Source organism: Bradyrhizobium ivorense (assembly GCF_900696085.1).
In the GTDB taxonomy this organism is placed as follows: domain Bacteria; phylum Pseudomonadota; class Alphaproteobacteria; order Rhizobiales; family Xanthobacteraceae; genus Bradyrhizobium; species Bradyrhizobium ivorense.
This window is the reverse complement of the sequence record NZ_CAADFC020000037.1, coordinates 1-16,858: the sequence shown is the minus strand read 5'-3', so window position 1 is coordinate 16,858 and position 16,858 is coordinate 1. Positions and strand designations below refer to the sequence as shown.

Below are 16,858 nucleotides of genomic sequence, written 5' to 3'. Positions count from 1 at the left end.
CGGTCTCTCCGATCGCGCTGGAGGCGGTCAGGCGCCTCGATGCGCTGTTCGAGATCGAGCGCGCCATCAACGGCCGCGACGCCGACGAGCGGCGCGCCGTGCGCCAGGAAAAGAGCAAGCCGCTTCTCGAGGACATGCACGCCTGGTTGTTGCGCGAGCGCGAAACCCTCTCGCGCTCCTCCGAGGTCCTGAAGCCTATGAACTACATGCTCAGGCGCTGGGACGACTTCGGCCGCTTCCTCGACGATGGCAGGATCTGCTTGACCAACAATTGCGCTGAGCGCGCATTGAGAGGCATCGCCTTGGGAAGGCGCAACTGGACCTTCGCTGGTAGCCAGCGTGGCGCCGACCGTGCCGCCATCATGCTGACGATGATCACGACCTGTCGCCTCAACGAGGTCGATCCCAAGGCCTGGCTCGCCGACGTCCTCGCCCGTATCGCCGATCTTTCCACATCGCATCTGCACGAACTGCTGCCCTGGGAATGGAAGCTCCTGGGCCAAGCCGGCAAGCCCGCCGGTCAACAGGCCGCCTGACCTTCACGCAACGCCATCATAGAGCTCGCCGGGCCCGCGCGCACGCGTCAATCGGGCGGTCTTCATCGTATGTGTACGGCACATTTACGCAGGACCTGCATGATTTGGCAGACTGGTTCAAAGCCTCAGGCATGACGAGTGTCGCGATGGAATCCACCGGCGTCTATTGGATCCGGGAATACGAGGTTCTCGAGCAGCGCGCGTTCGAGGTCATTCTGGTCAATGGGCGTTATGCCAAGAACGTGCCTGGGCGCAAGCCAGATGTCAGCGAGCCCGCATGGCTGCGCCAGCTCTATTCCTGCGGTCTGCTACGCGGGAGCTTCCGCCATGATGCCGAGATCGCAACCCTACGCGCCTATCTGCGTCAGCGCGAGCGGCTCGTCGAATACGCAGCCGCCCACATCCAGCACATGCAAAAGGTTCTGATAGAGATGAACCGGCAGCTTCATCGCCTTGTCTCTGACATCACCGGCGCGACCGGGATGCGGATTGTCCGACCGATTGTCGCCAGGGCAATCCTGACGTGTTGGCGACCTACCGTGAATTCCTCGATCGAGACGATCCGCACCGCACTGGTGGTAACGATCGGGACGAACATGTCTTCGCGCTGACCCAGTCGCTCGAACTCTATGACAGCTACCAAGCCAAGATGCTTGACTTGCGAGCGCAAGCTGGACTCCTTGATAGCGGCGCTAACTGACAAAGGGGCCAAGCCTTTACGAACCGACCCGCAGGCACTCGACCATCGCCTATCTCAGCCCGGTTGAATTCGAGCGCAAGGTGGGATTAGCTTCACCGCAGTGTCCATCAAACCGGCAGCAGCTCACTCAGAGGCCCGCGCATCCACGATCGGCCCGTACCTGCGTGGTCGGGTGTTGGAAGAGTGCTGGCACACTCGACATGTCGTTGCGCTGAATGTACCTCGGCTACGCCCACGTAACTAACATCTATTTTGATTGCAGTGACACCCGCTCTGACGAGCAAGATCGCCGACCCAGGCGAACACCAACATGATGTGCCGCATGACTTCGCTCGCCCTTTCTCGGGCGCCTTCTTGCGCGGAAATCTACCCAAGACGCATACCTGCGAGGCATATGAGAACAGTTTCCAACCTGCTGCTCGTCTTCGCAGATGACAGGACCACGCCGGCAGAACTCGATATGAAGCACGTCGAGAAGAAGCGCGGCGCCCCAGCACCACCGCGCGAGGCCGGACTTCTGCGACCACGTTCTTCGGCTCCCGGAGTACGGACCGCCATCTTGCCTTCACAGCCGCAGCGGATCCGAGCCATTCCGATGATTGAGACTGATCAAACCGTTATCGAGCGCGTCAGGCGCGAACAGCCATGCCCGGCGGCCAATTCGCCACAGGCTAGCATAGTGTCCCAGCGTTCGGACCAGGGCCACACAACATCTGCCGAGCCACCTCTCCGCAGCGGCGACTGCTTCAATGACTAATGAAGTGAGCAATGATTAGTTCTGCAGCTCGATCTGATCGATCTATCCCAGAAGCTAAATTTGCTTCGTGTAATCCACCTGGATAGGCCATATTGAGTTCGAGTATGTATGGATACGCCATATCTATCCCGACGAAATTAATTCCATGCGTCATTAGCGTCCGGCCGATTGACTCCGCGAGTTCGATCTCATCGGAATGCAGATCGACTGCGATCGCCTCTCCTCCTTGTGTTGTGTTTGACCTGTGATCATGCGGGTTGCCTTGCCGACCATGCCAGGCAACAGCTTTGCCGCAAGCAACGACCACCCGCTTTTCGCCTTGGGCGACCTCCCGGATAAACTGCTGAAGAACAGCGTACTCGGCTTTGAAGCCGCCCAGCCCGCCGTGGTCGAGCTCTTTGTGCGCGACGGTATTTCCGGTAAGGCATTGCAGTATCGTTCGGACATTGGTCCCGCTTGGGGGAAGCAAGAAGACATTCTGCCCGCAAGCGGCATTTGGCGGCTTGGCCACCCACCACTGATCTGGAGCCTGCCGATAGCGCTCCCAAATCGAACCGAAATCATTTGATATATATGAAAGGGCTCTGTTCTTCTTTGGCACAAGATAGCCCAACGAGTGCTTTGTATTTAGAAACACAAGCCCCTCGATACTGTTAACAAACGGGGTATGTCGGGAAGCCAACCACAACATTTGCCAGACATCGCGCGCCACGCTGTCCTGCGGGAAACTCAGGACCCAGATCAGTTGGCATTCATCAAGAAAGAATGTCCGCCGATCCCCTAAGGCCGCTGAGCCAGCACGAAACGCCTCGCCGCTGCCAGATACCAACACTCCTGCTGTAAAATAGCGGTAATCCTCAGCGGCGATACCATTGATCTCGCCCAAAATTACTTCGCAACCCCGGCGGCAGAATGCGTTACTAAGAAGTGCATCATTTTCACCTAGGGCATCGAGGTTGTTCGTGAGTATGAGTAGTCTCATCACAGTCCTCCTAAGAAAGAATGGTGCAGGCTCAAGCAAGAGGTGGGCCAATGCGAGAGCTGTGCTATGGGCGGAGTGCACCTCTCACTAAAACCGGTAGGTGGGGCCACTTTTGCTCCTGCTGTAATATTCTCGATGAGACACCGACGACCAATCCCTCCACCAAAACGCCGAAAGAAAGCTGTTACCTCCGGAGACGAATGTTCGAGGCGAACCGCGATTATGCAAGCCATGCAGAGAGTGTCGCCGCAAAAGCGCTTCTTTCACTTCGACGAACTATTCCACTGTACGTGATACAATCGCTGCTGAAGCATTGCACGGTCCCGGAATGGCATTTCAGATCCTTAATGCTCAGTCGCCGACACACGACTCACGCTTTGATGCGAACAGCAATTCTTTCGGGGGATGGTAAGTATCTAAGAGATTGCGATCAGCGCGGCGGATGTTGACGACTGGAGCAGCTATCCGGGACGGGAATGCACCCCAGAAACTAAGTTGGAGAGCATCGACCTGCTGCTGGCAAACCATGGATCGACGGCGGAGATAATTGCAGCTGCTCTGAGCAACACTTTGCAGAGAGTGCGTCGCTGGTGTCCGCACCGGATCGCGAAAGGCTTGACGGGCTGCCTGAAGGACACCTCCAGTCTGAGCCCAACCGTTGTCAGCGAAGAGATCAAGTAGGTCATGTACATGACGGTTCAGGAGAAGCCGCAGAATGCGCCGGATCGCAGCGTACCCAGCACGACGAAGGCAGCGCGTGTAGCCAATGGAAGCGTGCGTCGCATCTGGCATGCGCACGAGCTCAAGCGACATCTCGCGAACACGTTCAAGCATCGCGCAGCAAGAGCTTGGTCGCAGACGTGGAAGGACGGGCTTGGATGTTATCTCGATCCGCCGGAAAAGGGCGATGGAGCGTTCCAGCACCACAGCGCAGGATACATGCGCAGCGGCACCGCGACCTTGTCCCGACACTCAGCATGCTGGACGACAAGATCGGGACGAGCATGCGACGCCCACTAGTAGGGGAGTTCCTGCACTTTTTCAGGCTGATCAACCTACAGATCTCGTCCAGCGTTGACCTACATCCGGCAGTTGGCAACTATGCGTACCGACAAAGTGCGAGCCGTAAAGGAGGCCCGAGGCGCATCCTGGCTTCCATTTGCATCCGCCGCGGCAGGTTCGAGAAGGCCGCCGAACTCGAATCGCAATTATGGGAACACATCGAAATCGACAAGTCGATCCAAAGCTCCTCATCTTTTCAAGGCAAACTGCTCGAAAATGCGGCCAGCGCGTCATCGTCGTCATGGCATTACAAACCTTACGCTCGGGATCTTGCATCTGAAACGCGGGTTGGCGCCAGGCGCTCAGCCGCCGAGACTAGTTCCCGGTTCAATGCTGAATCCAGCTACATTCGATTTTCCGACCATCTGGGAAACAGTTGCTGGGGCTTGGGTAGAAACGTCGTGCGTGGCGATACGACCCTGAGACCGGCCTTCATTGCAGCCGCCCGGCGGCTCATCGAGCGAGGCCGCCGCGATTAGTTCGAGCTGCGGCTTCTCGATCCGGCATCAGCCGGCTGTCGCTGCATCGGTGAATGTGCCTGGTCGTAATGTCCAGTCTTCTCCTGTTACCGAGCTTGCTCCGCCAGCTACCGCCAGAGGCGAAGATAGGCGTTCTGACCTACGATTCGACGCAGTGAATATCTGCTCGCGATCGATGATCCGCGTGACAGAGCAAGGATCCTGATCGGAGGCATCGAAGGCGGCCAGGTCTGGTCCGACGAGTTAAAGCGTCCAGCACCGCCGATGAATGTCGCGCCATCGAGACGGAGGTTGCCACCTGCATCGCGACACTCCGCGCCGCTCATCGCGACATCGCGGTTATCCTTCTTGAATGCGCAGCTTTCCCAGTTGTCGCGCCGACGATCCGGCGTATTGTGAAGCTGCCCGTAAACGACATCACGCGCCTCTGCAGGATGACGATGGCATCCATCGGCTGACTCTTCGTTGCATGCTCAAATCTACACGCGTGGGAGCCAGACTGGGTTTGCAGCCTGCGTGCTCGACTTGCGCGCGAACAAAGCTATTGCAAATGATAACCACCATTGAAGATTGGCGCTTGCTAATACGTGGCCCGGGCTCGTCATGCCTTTGTTGGCCCGCTAACTGTCTGGCGCATAGTCGGGAACATATGGGAGGAGACATCTGGCCACGTCCAATTGCCTGGGCAGGCCAATCGTGGCTGTCAGATCGGGAGCGGAACGACGCTGACCTCTCAGCAACCGTTTTTCGGCGCTCTCCTATGGCCGCCGGTGTTCTCAACCTAATACGCTGCAGACGGAAACACTGGAATAATTCTTATAACCCACCGGTATCCAATGATGAGATTGTAGCCAGACACTGCTTGCGAGTCGTTTCGTGATACTGCAACAGTAATCGATGTACCGCGGGTCTCGTAGTTTCGCTCCGCCGCGTATTCCGGTGCGCAATGGAGATCCCAGATCTGCGCGCAACCCCTCGTCAGCGGCACATTCTGGAAGACCGTGTCAACACGTCCTTATATAGATGGAACTTTGCTTGGTGCTCTGACCGACTCCGTGCGAAGCGAGCGTGCGTGCCCTCACAGACCCGCTGCGCATCGCGGTCTTGCCCGGACCCTCAAGCTTGCTCTTGCTCGCTGTCTCAGCCAGGTAAGCACTGCCGTAGCTATCGTCCATCAGGCGATCATCGTAACGGGTCGTAGGGCCACAGTCATGCTGTAAGCTTTTTGATCCAGAGCTGGCCGTCGCACCATATATGTTCAACGGCTCCCCATTTGCCGGCTGTCGCGGCATCCGGGAAGAACCCGCATCCGTGGTAGTTAGCACTTGTATTACAAAGTAACGGAATGCCTGTGAGTCTTTCATATGCGACGAGAAGTTCAGCGACTTTATGCTGAGAGGTTCTGGAAATGGTCTGTAACCGCGCTGATCCGTCCAAGTGCATAACGGCGGGGATTTTGTCTCGCCATTCTGGTCGCGTCTGATGATCGAAAAGCATGTAAGGGTCCGGCGTGCCAGGACTGAAGATATCCGGCGCACGATCCTCCAAACATATCGGAGCTACCGGCCGGAAGTGTTCACGGAGTTTGATGTCGTTGAGAAAATCCTTCATTCTTGGCGAAGTGGCGGCCGCGAGAATGCTTCTAGCACCCAGCGCGCGCGGTCCAAGCTCTGCGCGTCCGGCGAGAAAAATTACCGGCTTGTTGCTGGCGAGGATCGTCGCAAGTTCCCCCACACTGCACGGCGCCGCGTCCCATTCGGGCAGCACTTCGCTCCCTTGCAGAGCCGGGCCACTGTAGACCGACCACTCCAACGGCACAAATCCCTTGTGCGCGGCCATTGCGGAACAAGCAGCACCGACCGCCGAGCCACTATCGTTCGGAAAGGGGGGCACCCAGATAGCGTCGAATAGGCCGGAGGCACGAAGCGCACTATTCCATTTGATATTGAGAGCGCAGCCACCGGCTATGCACAAATTTCGCAGCCCTAACTTAGGCGAATGCCGCTGCAAAGCAATCGCCATCGTGCGAATGAGCAGACGTTCGATGAAAGCATGAAAGGATGCAAGCACGTCTTCGGGTGCTTCAACCCTCAGCCGCAGCGCGCTCGCATGGAAGAAGTCATGTATAGCCGCCTGTAGGACCTCCCACTTATTGATGTCCGCGCGATAGTGACGGGCAAGCTCCGTGTTGGAAGCAAAGCGTTGCTGGTAGAGCTGCTCAAAAACCGCTATGATTTCCTCGCTAACAGACCCGAGCGCGATGTAGGCCATTAGCTTACCGGCGAGCCCCAAGTCCAACGCGCTGCTGGTCGGCCGCTTATATTGACCGAAGTGATATGCCGCGTAAACATAGACGTTAACAACCATTGGGAAAAGGCACTCGAGGAACCGGGCGCCACAGGGTTCCATGTAATACAGACGCGGAAAGATAACGCCGTCCCACACTAGGCAGAAGCTGGATTGCGTCTCTTTTGCAAAAGGGCTGGTGCAGTAAGCGGACGTCAAGTGGTCTACCACGTGCGGGTAGCTGCTATAGCGGAAGCTCCTTCCGTCGAGCATCAGCCCATGGCTGTCATTGGAAACGAGGAGGTCCTTGGCATGCCGCTCGACATACGGCGCACCTTTGAGAGTGATAGGCCGCACACCGCTCAGGACCTGGAACTGTGACTCGACCTCTCCGAACCAGCCGTCGATAACGAACCGATCAACGTCTCCCGGCCGCAGACCGTGGTCCGCTAGAGCGGCGGTAATCGCATCAAGATTATCAATCGCTTTGTAGCGGGGATTGTTGCCGATCTTTTCCTGCTCGATACAAAAGAGAAGACGATCGTCTTCGATAATTGCGATTGCTCCATCATGTGTCAGTTTGATACCGCAGATGCGCATAGCCGCCTCCAATTTGAGGTTAGTATTTCGATTGTTCAACAACGAGGTCCGAAACTGAGACCGGACGAGTAAGCAACCTCTCCTGACTGCTCGTACGCCAGATGCTCGATGTGAATCGGCTCTCGTCAACGAGCAGCGAACTCGCGCGGATCCCCATGCAGAACTAGGGGAGGCATGCGCACCGACCAATTGATCCCACGTATCGTCATGCCTTCCTGAGGATTTCCCACCTTTTTGTCGGTTGACACGCCGGTAGTTCGCACCGAGGCATCCATCGCTGCGAGTCCGTCGCGGAGATATGCCAATATTTTTCCGTGACTTGGTCCGTCGCGCAGCTGACTTCGATGCCACTCTTGCTAGATGCTCCGGAGAGCAAGCGCCGGTGGTTTCGCGTGTGTCGCTCGCGCTCGAACGGACCATGGTAGAGGCGCCATAATCCTCGGCAGCAAATTGGCGCTTTAATGAATAGATACTCTCGTCCAACTCCACGATTTACTCACCTCGCTCCACATGTACGACCACTTGTTGTAGGAATTGCAATCAGGCAAGCTGCTTTCTGGTCTTGTCTTTGGGCGTGGAAAATCTTCCATGACAGTCACCTGCTAGCGCGCGCAGATCCAAATTTAATCGCGTCCCTTATCTAGCCGCGCCGGACCGTCCTGCAGGATTCAGACCAGTGCGAACCAGACGCTCGTTAGCGGTTTTGCGCCCGATTGTCGGGTCCGGGAATAGACTGGAAGCTTCCCGACAGCTCGCCTGTTTGATTTCTGACGGCCGCACGCGATACAGCCGAACAACTGAGCATCGCCGGTTGCGGGCTCGATCAAATTAGTGCGCACTTCATGAAGCGGTGAGGATACCGAAGCAAGAAACCTTCAGCTTTCGAGGAACGACCGTACCGTTGAGGTGTCATGCCGCTCGGCAATGACGGGCAGCGCGGATTGAAGCGAGCACAAATAGTTCTCCTGGGGGAGGGGCGTAGCCCCACTCGATCGCCACCGAAATTGGCATCGCGTTACCGACCAAGGCTTGGGGGCCAGACGGCAAGCCGCGAACTGGCAAGTAGCCTATCTATGCGAAACCGATTGAACCGGAATCTAAAACTGCTGGATAAGCGCTTCCCCGGAACCCTTTTTGCACTGGACCGACTCCTCTGCAGGCTCAGCGCTACGCGTATTTACGCCAGTATGTCTGTAAGCTCTTAGCCGGAACCCTTGCTTCGGGATCTGGATAGCAGTGCGAAGAAGCCTCCGGTTTGGACCGAGGTTCGGGATGGGATTGGACAGCAAAAAGGATGTCCATTTGGAGGGCTCATCGCCAGGGTTGGTGAGCCGGCTCGAGGTTCTTGAAACGCCGTCTCCACGAGATCGGCGAAGCCGTCAGCAAGCGCCTCGACGTGACCCGGCGCAATGGCGTGTGCTGGACACGCCCCGCCCGAAATACATCATCTGGAGAGGCACCGATTGGCAACGAGGCCCTGCGACGCGTGCATAGCCTGTTGGAGATCGAGCGCACCATCAACGGCAAACGCCGGAACAACCGCGTATTCCGCCGGCGGCGACCGCCTTACATAGTTTGAGGGGTGGCCTGAGGATTTGACCTTAAGTCTAGCTTTAAGGTCACGTGGCGAATGCAGGTCAATGTGTTGGGCGCCGAGCGTCGGCGGCGATGTCGGCAGGCGCGCCAGGGCCGCCTGGGACGTGATGCGGTGCCAGCTCTGGTTCCTGTCGAGATCACACCTGCGCCGGCCGGCATCGATCAGCACGTTGCAACTGGCGTCTTCGCCTCCTGCGCCACGCGCAAGGGCTGGAATCATCGAGATCGAGCTTGGCGGCGGCTGTCGTGTTCGCGTTGATCGCGACGTGCCGGTGAGGCGCTGCAGCGGGTTCTCGAGGTTCTGCGGCGGCGATGATCGCGATACCAAGCGGCGTCAGGGTCTGGATCGCAACTGGCCAAACCGATATGCGTCGCGACATGCGAAGCCTGGCTCTTACGGTTCAGGTGAGCCTAAGCGCGATCCTCATGGTGGCCATCCCTACATCTTCCGGGGCCGCAGCGGCGATCGGGGCAAGATTCTGTGGCATGACGGGTTGGGCATGTCGCTTTACGCGAAGCGCATGGATCGCGGCAAGTTCATCTGGCCCTCGACGTCGGACGGCGCGGTATCGATCTCGGCGGCGCAGATGGCCTATGCTGGAAGGGATCGACTGGCGCAATCCGCAACTGAGCTGGCGACCGCAGAGCGCGGGCTGATCCAGGAAAATCTGCAGCTGCTGGCATTTTGGGGAGTCCCATGGCGTCCAATCTGTGATTCATTGCGTCGCATGAATGCAGATCGCGACGTTGCTCCGGATGACATTGCCGCCCTGAAGAGGGCGCTGGCAGTCGAGCGCGCGAAGGAATTGGAGATCGCCGCCGAACTCTCGGTCGCCCGCGCGAAAGCGTCAGAAGATGAAACACTGATCGCGCAGCAGAAGCTGCAGATGGCCAAGCTAAGGCATCAGATCTACGGCCACCGGTCGGAGCGTTCGTCGCGCCTGATCGAGCAGTTGGCGCTGACATTCGAGGGGCTGAAAGTCGACGCGACCGAGGACGAGCTTGCGGCCGAACGGGCCCTGGCCAAGATGACCACGGTGCGCGGATTTACACGTAAGCGCCCCGAGCGTCAGACCTTTCCCGAGCATGTGCCACGGGAGCGCGTGATTGGCCCGCAGCTTGTGAATGCTGCGGCAGCAACCGACTGCGCAAGCTCGGTGAAGACGTCACGCTGACGCTGGAAGTGGTGCCGCGGCAGTGGAGGGTAATCGAGGCGGTCCGGGAGAAGTTCTCCTCTCGCGACTGCGAGAAGATCAGCTAAGCGCCGGCGCCGTCCCATGCCGTGCGCCGGGGATGGGCTGGTCCGAGCCTGTTGGCCGCCGGCAAGAAGGCGCTCTCGCCGATCGCGATCAAGGTTGTGCGGAGGATCGATGCACTGTTTGAGATCGAGCGCTCCATCAATGGCAAGAGTGCCGAGGAGCGCCTTCAGGTGCGGCAGACGCTGAGTCGGCGCTTGGCCGATGATCTTCAGGTCTACATGCGCGAACAACTCGCCAAGTTCTCCCGTGGGCATGACCTGGCCAAGGCGTTCAACTACATTCTAAAGCGCTGGTCGAGCTTCACCTTGTTCCTTGAGGACGAGCGCGTGTGCCTCTCCAACAATGCCGCGGAGCGAGGGCTGAGGTGCATTGCTCTTGGCCGAAAGTCCTGGCTGTTCTGCGGCTCCGATCGCGGCGGACGGCGTGCGGCGGCCATGTACAGCCTGATCGTCACAGCGCTATGCCGAGTGCGGCATAGTGCCGTTTATGCCGCCCGCCGAACTATGCCGAGGCGGGTCGTTTTCCCCAGATTTCTCGCTGACCGGCGTTTGGTCGGTTCGGCATAGTTCGTTCTGTGCCTCCGCTTTCAACAGCGGAGAACAGGAAGATGGAAGTTGAAGAGTACTTGGGCAGAAGCCGGCTGTGCCGGCGTCTCAGAAGCGGGCCGCACAGACAACTCATCGAGCGCTACGCCGCTCGTCTCATCGAAGAGAGGCTCGTTCGGCACGGCACATGGCGTTGCCTCAACGTGGTTGGCGGGCTCCTGAGTTGGATGGCAGGCCGTCGCTATGAGCTGGTCGATCTCGATGAGCAGGTCGTTGAGCGGTACCTCCGACATCGAGGCGGGAGGCAGTCTATCCAACCCGGTGACCGGGCCGCGCTCAAGCGATGGCTGTTGGTGCTGCGCGAGGAAGGCGTGATCGCGCCGTTGGTGCTGCCGCCTCTCACCCCGCACGAACAGATCTTCAAGGAGTTCGATGCCTACCTGCGATCAGAGCGCGGCCTGGCCCCGAGGTCCATCGTCCGCCATCTCCCAGTCATCCGCAGGTTCCTACACGAGGTGTGCTCCGGCGGCGTCGCCGCCCTGTGCAAGATCAGCCAAGAGGACGTGATCCGCTACATTGAGCGCCACGCCCAGGATTGGAGCCCGGGGAACAGGCAAGGCGATGTGCTGGTCGTTGCGTGCCTTTCTCCGCTACCTCCACCATAGGGGGCTGAACGCGCGCTCGTTGGCGGATTGCGTTCCATCGGTGCGCCGATGGAGGCTCGCAACTCTACCGACCTATCTGCCTGCCGCTCAGGTGCGGAAGGCTCTCGACGGTTGCGGCCGAGAGACGGTGATAGGACGGCGCGACTACGCCATTCTGTTGCTGCTGGCCAAGCTCGGCCTGCGGGCCAACGAGGTCGCAACGCTCACGCTCGATGATATCGACTGGCGCGCCAGCGAGATACTCGTTCGCGCCAAGGGCCGACAGCGGGCACGGATGCCGATACCGCCAGACGTTGGCGCGGCTATCGTTGCTTATCTGCGCAATGGCCGCCCAAAGTCGTCGTGCCGACGGCTGTTCGTCCGCACACTCGCGCCACACGTCGGCCTTGCTTCCGGATGCGCGATCACCATGATCGCCAAGGCCGCTCTCGATCGCGTTGGAATCGAAGGTTGCGCACACCGCGGCGCCCATATCTTCCGCCACAGTCTCGCTATCGAGCTTCTCCGATCTGGCGCGACCTTGTCGGATATCGGACAGTTGCTGCGGCACGAGAACCACGACACTACCCGGATTTACGCGAAGGTCGATATCGATGCGTTGAGAACATTGAGCCTGCCCTGGCCGGGAGGCGTGCAATGACCAATCTGCGCGCCGCACTCGATAAGTACCTGAGCATGCGCAAGAGGTTTGGCTACAAGTACGAGCACCAGACCCGTCGGCTCGCCGACTTCGTCGCCTTTATGGAGAAGCGCAAAGCCAGGATCATCACGACGAACCTGGCAATGGAATGGGCAACGCTGCCGCCCGATCGTCATGCATCCTGGGCGCTGCGATTGAGCGACGTGCGCGGGTTCGCGCGCCATGTCGCCAACTTCGATCCGAGAACGCAGGTACCGCCCGTCGGCATGCTGCCCGGATGGAAGCGCGCCAAGCCCTATGTCTACTGCGACGCGGAGATCGATGCGTTGCTGACGGCACCGCTGGCTCTGCCGCCAGCGGGCGGGCTGCGCCGATGGACCTACCATACCCTGTTCGGGCTGATCGCGGTGACGGGCCTGCGTATATCCGAGGCGATGGGCCTGGAGCGTGATGACGTCGACCTCGACGCCGGCGTGCTGACGGTCCGGCTGACCAAGTTCGGCAAGTCGCGGCTCGTGCCATTGCATCCGACGACGAGAACCGCGTTGCGCGACTACGCCCACCGGCGCGACGCGATGCTCGGATCACGCTGCGGCTCGACCTTCTTCGTTGCCGAACAGGGAGGCCGCTTGCTGCACCAGTACGTCATCGCGTCTTCTGGCGATTGTCCCGAGAGATCGGGCTGCGGCGCCCAGGTGATCGTACCGGGCCACGCGTGCACGACTTCCATCATCGCTTCGCCATCCGGACGCTGCTCGACTGGTATCGCGAAGGCAAGGACGTCGAGCAGCAACTCCCAGTGCTCTCCACTTACCTCGGCCACGCCTGCGTGCGCGATACCTACTGGTATCTCTCGGCCTGCCCCGAGTTGATGGAAGAAGCGGCGCGGCGTCTCGATCGGCGGTGGGAGGTGACGCCATGAAGCCCGCCTGCAATGTCGCCACGTTGATCGAGCGCTTCTTCACCGAGCGCCTCATGCGCCAGCGCAACGTTAGCGCCAACACGATCGCCTCCTACAGGGACACGTTCCGGCTACTGTTCATGTTCGCACAGGTGCAGCTGCGGAAGCCACCATCGGCCCTGACGCTCACCGATTTGGACGCAACCTTCATCGGCGCGTTCCTAACCGATCTCGAGGTAAAGCGCGGCGCCAGCGCGAAGACGCGTAACCTGCGTCTGACCGCCATCCGATCCTTCTTCAGATTCGTGTCCTTCGAGGAGCCGGCACACAGTGCGCTGATCCAGCGCGTGCTCGCCATACCGAGCAAGCGCCACGATAAGCGACAGGTGCACTTCCTGACGCGCCCCGAGATAGAGGCGGTTCTCGCCGCGCCCGATCGAACGACGTGGCTTGGCCGCCGCGATCACACCTTGCTGCTGGTCGCGGCCCAGACGGGCTTACGCCTCTCCGAGCTGACTGGCCTTGACCGGGATGCCGTCCACCTCGGGTCTGGCGCACACGTACGATGCGTCGGTAAAGGGCGGAAGGAGCGGACCACTCCGCTGACCACACTCGCTCGGTGCGCGCTCCAGGCATGGCTCAAGGAGCCGTTACGGAAAGGAGCAACAGCGTTGTTCCCCAACGTGCACGGGGGCCGGCTCAGTGCCGACAGCGTCCAGTCGCTGCTGGGAAAGCATGTTCGCATCGCTCACAAGAGTTGCCCGTCTTTGAAGGCCAAGAGCGTGTCACCGCATGTGCTGAGGCACAGCGCTGCGATGGAACTGCTGCAAGCCGGCGTCGACTGCTCCGTGATCGCGCTGTGGCTCGGTCATGAATCGGTCGAGACGACGCAGACGTACCTGCACGCCCATCTCGCCCTCAAGGAAGCTGCCCTGGCGAAGCTCAAGCCGTACGAGCGAGGCAAGCGAACCCGCTTCCAGCCGAACGACCGCCTGCTCGCCTTTCTGGAGGCGCTCCGAACGACCAAACTATGCCGAATGGAATGGGGCTGCCGTGCACGCGATCGACGATGCCACCGTGACAACGACGCGCCATACCGGACCCGTTCGGCATAGTTCGGCGGGCGGCATAAACGGCAAAAATGAACGTGATCGACCCGCAGGTGTGGCTGGCGGATGTCCTTGCTCGCATTGCCGCCCACCCCGGCTGATCGCTTGGACTACCTTCTGCCCTGGAATTGGACGCTGTCATCAACGCTCTCCGCTCAAGCAGCATGAGCACGCACATCAACAAGGTCCATCACGTCACCACCCTCGCTAAAGTCGCCAAAGACCTTGGCGAAGATGAAGATTGGCTGTGGGACATCGCCAACGAGATGGAGATCGATGATGGCGTCATCTGGGTCTATGGCGTCGGAGAAGACGGCGTCCAGGCGTTCACCGACTTGGCATCGACAACCTAATCGAGCTCATCAAGTTCTACATAGAACACCCCGAACAGCTAAGGCGGTGACACCGCGGCCTACGCCGAACGGATACACAGCCGCTTGCGGTCGGTGGTGATAAGTCGAGGCTATAGCGCGACAATCAGGATGAGAGCGCGTATTGCCTCACGTATCCATGCTCCCGAGTACGGTCCGTTGCCTCATTTATTTTGCTCCCGGCATGGATGAGGAGGAGGCCGGGTGCGGAGATGGCCGGGGTTTCGGAGCGCCCGGCCTCCTCCGCTCGTTCCTGGCTCATCACTGGGGTATTGTGATCTCATACGTCGACGGCGTCTTCTCCGAGGGGACGAACAGCAATGCATTTGCTTGCTCGCTGCGCCAGGATTTCAAGCGGCGCTGAAGCGTTCGAAGAAGCTTGTTCGGATAGGCCCCGGGATGTTCTACCTGCAACCGGGAGAGCAGTTCACTACCGGTCCGCCAGGGCTCGGCCTCAAACCATTTTCGCAAATCTGGCGTTACCCGGACCAGCGGGTCGGGGCGGCGCCGGCCTCTCTTCGCTTTCACGATTGGCCGATCCGTCGGTCGCACACCTCCGTCCTTCCAGGCGGTTCGCAGGCTTGCCAAGAAAAGATCGATCGGTTGCGATGCCATGGCAGGATCGACGATTGGCTGGGCATCCGCGAGCGCCGCGAGGCGCTCCTGTGCGGCGCGGATATCGTGCAGCAACGCGACCGGGTCGAGAGCGGCATAGATTTCCTGGAGATGGGCGCAAACCACTTCGGGCGTGCGAGCGTCGGCAGCCAAGCGCTGGTGTGGCGTCGCCGGCGCGCTGTACGTCTTGCGCACACGCGCACCGTCGCGCTGTTTGGCTATCAACTTGAACGAAGGCTGGAAGAAGTTCACGAACAGCCGCGCCGATCGGTAGAGTTGAGCAAGCAGTGTAGCCGCCTCCAGGCCCTCGAACCGACGATAGCCGACCATCCTGCGCACGACCGCGCCGTTCTTCTGCTCGACGAACGCCTGGTCGTTCTTGCGGTAGGGCCGGCAACGCGTGAAGACGATGTTGCCCGCATCGCAGTAGGCCTTCAGCGTCTCGTTCATAAACACGGTGTCGTTGTCCGTATCGAGGCCGAGCAGCGCGAAGGGCAATTGTTTGCGCAACTCCGTCAGCACAGTGCTCAGCAGCGTCTGTTCGCGCACAATCAATGGAGCGCACTCCGTCCAACCGGTCGCGACGTCGGTGAGCACGAGGGTCTGGATGAAGCTGCCGCGCGCCGATGGACCGCTGTGCGCTACGAGGTCCGCTTCGACAAAACCCGGCGCCGGATCGTTCCAATCTGCCGACGTCCGTATTGGAATCCTGCGACGCAAGGCGTGCGTCGCGGGCCGTCGGCGCTTGCGACCTAACCCGTCTCGCACCCGCGCCAATGCGCGGTCGATCGTCGCAGCGCTCATCGCCAGAAGTTTGTCGCGGATCTCGGGAGCGAGGTCGAGGTGGCCGTGCCGTTCCATCGCCTCGATCAGCGCAGGCATTAACGCCTTCAGCCGCTTCCCGCAGATCCGGTCTGACGCCTCCCAAAGAAGCGCGATCGCGTTGTGTTCCGCCTCGGAATAGACTCGACGTCGCGCCCGCCGACCCGGGCGTACGTCTTCCTGACCTCGAAGTAGTCGCATCGCGTGCTTGCGATGGAATCCGGTGATGTCGACGAACTCGTCCAATATCCGCGCCTTCTTCGCGCGATCCGACGTCCGATAGCGCGCGGCTACCGCCGCCGTCAGTTCCTTCCGCGTCGCCATGCTCAGCCACCCCATCTTTGCCCGTAAGCGCTTAGCCGGAACCCTTGCTTCGGGATCTGGGTAGCTATGCGAAGAAGCCTCCGGCTTGTACGGAGGTTTGGGATGGGATTGGACAGCAAAAAGGACGTCCATTTGGACGGCTCATCGGCGGGGTCGGTGAGCCGGCTGGAGATCCTTGAAGGGCCGTCAGGACGTCGTGTGCGGTCGGAAGCTGAGAGAGCTCGGATCGCCGCCGAGAGTCTGTTACCCGGCGCCCAGGTATCCGAGGTGGCGCGCAAGCACGGAGCGACGCGCTGGCAGGTCTACGATTGGCGACGGCGGCTTCGACAACGAGGTATGTTGCCGCCGTGCGAGGCGTCTCCACCGACGTTTGCGCCGCTGGTTGTGGAAGATGCGTCGGAGGAGCGTCAGGTTCCGGCGATCAAGCTTGAGATCGCGATCGGCGATGTCGTGCTGCGGACGGATACGGCCATTGATGCTGACCAGCTATCCCGGGTGATCCGTGCGGTGCGAGCGTCACGATGATCGCGGCCGGTGCTGATCTGAAGATTTACGTGGCCACGCGGCCGATCGACTTCCGCTGCGGACACGACGGGCTTGCGGCGAAGG

12 protein-coding genes and 3 pseudogenes are annotated in these 16,858 nt (G+C 59.9%); 12 read left to right on the top strand and 3 right to left on the bottom strand.

From position 1 onward, the window contains the following. Together CI41S_RS42270 and CI41S_RS42265 are read left to right on the top strand one after the other, a co-directional pair. Positions 1-536 (top strand): IS66 family transposase (locus CI41S_RS42270; RefSeq protein WP_139864862.1); only part of this gene is annotated, 536 nt, incomplete at its 5' end. Continuing rightward, on the top strand, positions 485-1,147 hold the full coding sequence (locus CI41S_RS42265; RefSeq protein ID WP_430650075.1) for an IS110 family transposase: 663 nt from the start codon (positions 485-487) through the stop codon (positions 1,145-1,147). The genes CI41S_RS42270 and CI41S_RS42265, both read left to right, overlap by 52 nt. 835 nt (positions 1,148-1,982) lie before the next feature. Here CI41S_RS42265 and CI41S_RS42260 read toward each other — a convergent pair. Next, positions 1,983-2,975, bottom strand: a complete 993-nt coding sequence (locus CI41S_RS42260) for an ATP-grasp domain-containing protein (protein WP_139864861.1) — start codon at positions 2,973-2,975, stop codon at positions 1,983-1,985. Positions 2,976-3,952: 977 nt separating this feature from the next. On the opposite strand from CI41S_RS42260, the gene CI41S_RS42255 reads away from it, so the two are divergent. After that, positions 3,953-4,516, top strand: a complete 564-nt coding sequence (locus CI41S_RS42255) for a hypothetical protein (protein WP_139864860.1) — start codon at positions 3,953-3,955, stop codon at positions 4,514-4,516. 1,209 nt (positions 4,517-5,725) lie between these two features. Here the strand turns inward: CI41S_RS42255 and nodU are convergent. Beyond that, positions 5,726-7,402 (bottom strand): nodulation protein NodU, encoded by a 1,677-nt coding sequence (gene nodU, locus CI41S_RS42245; protein ID WP_139864864.1) that lies wholly within the window; start codon positions 7,400-7,402, stop codon positions 5,726-5,728. Positions 7,403-9,042: 1,640 nt separating this feature from the next. Between nodU and tnpB the strand changes: the two are divergent. The 8 genes and pseudogenes from tnpB to CI41S_RS42205 all read left to right on the top strand — a co-directional run. Continuing rightward, a pseudogene (tnpB, locus tag CI41S_RS44875) lies at positions 9,043-9,582 on the top strand (IS66 family insertion sequence element accessory protein TnpB); the annotation flags it as partial. Between the two features lie 144 nt (positions 9,583-9,726). Then, positions 9,727-10,715, top strand: a pseudogene (locus tag CI41S_RS42230) (IS66 family transposase); the annotation flags it as partial. A 149-nt stretch (positions 10,716-10,864) separates the two neighbouring features. Then, positions 10,865-11,467, top strand: coding sequence for a hypothetical protein (locus CI41S_RS44870; protein WP_244626870.1), 603 nt, complete (start codon positions 10,865-10,867; stop codon positions 11,465-11,467). Next, positions 11,424-12,107: a tyrosine-type recombinase/integrase gene (locus CI41S_RS44865; RefSeq protein WP_244626869.1), complete on the top strand. Its 684-nt coding sequence runs from the start codon at positions 11,424-11,426 to the stop codon at positions 12,105-12,107. The genes CI41S_RS44870 and CI41S_RS44865 overlap by 44 nt, the downstream gene beginning before the upstream one ends. Then, the gene (locus CI41S_RS42220; RefSeq protein WP_244626868.1) at positions 12,104-12,979 is read left to right on the top strand and encodes a tyrosine-type recombinase/integrase; all 876 of its coding nucleotides are present in this window, start codon (positions 12,104-12,106) and stop codon (positions 12,977-12,979) included. The genes CI41S_RS44865 and CI41S_RS42220 overlap by 4 nt, the downstream gene beginning before the upstream one ends. A 46-nt stretch (positions 12,980-13,025) precedes the next feature. Beyond that, on the top strand, positions 13,026-14,123 hold the full coding sequence (locus CI41S_RS42215) for a tyrosine-type recombinase/integrase (RefSeq protein WP_244626867.1): 1,098 nt from the start codon (positions 13,026-13,028) through the stop codon (positions 14,121-14,123). Between the two features lie 17 nt (positions 14,124-14,140). Beyond that, a pseudogene (locus CI41S_RS42210) lies at positions 14,141-14,285 on the top strand (transposase domain-containing protein); the annotation flags it as partial. Then, the gene (locus CI41S_RS42205) at positions 14,282-14,470 is read left to right on the top strand and encodes a hypothetical protein (RefSeq protein WP_430650074.1); all 189 of its coding nucleotides are present in this window, start codon (positions 14,282-14,284) and stop codon (positions 14,468-14,470) included. The pseudogene CI41S_RS42210 and the gene CI41S_RS42205, both read left to right, overlap by 4 nt. A 279-nt stretch (positions 14,471-14,749) precedes the next feature. Here CI41S_RS42205 and CI41S_RS42200 read toward each other — a convergent pair whose 3' ends face one another. Next, positions 14,750-16,264 carry a transposase family protein gene (locus CI41S_RS42200; RefSeq protein ID WP_139864859.1) on the bottom strand — a complete coding sequence of 505 codons (1,515 nt, stop codon included), beginning with the start codon at positions 16,262-16,264 and terminating at the stop codon, positions 14,750-14,752. Positions 16,265-16,351: 87 nt separating this feature from the next. Between CI41S_RS42200 and tnpA the strand changes: the two genes are divergently transcribed. Continuing rightward, positions 16,352-16,774, top strand: coding sequence for an IS66-like element accessory protein TnpA (tnpA, locus tag CI41S_RS42195; RefSeq protein WP_139481344.1), 423 nt, complete (start codon positions 16,352-16,354; stop codon positions 16,772-16,774). Positions 16,775-16,858: the final 84 nt, after the last annotated feature.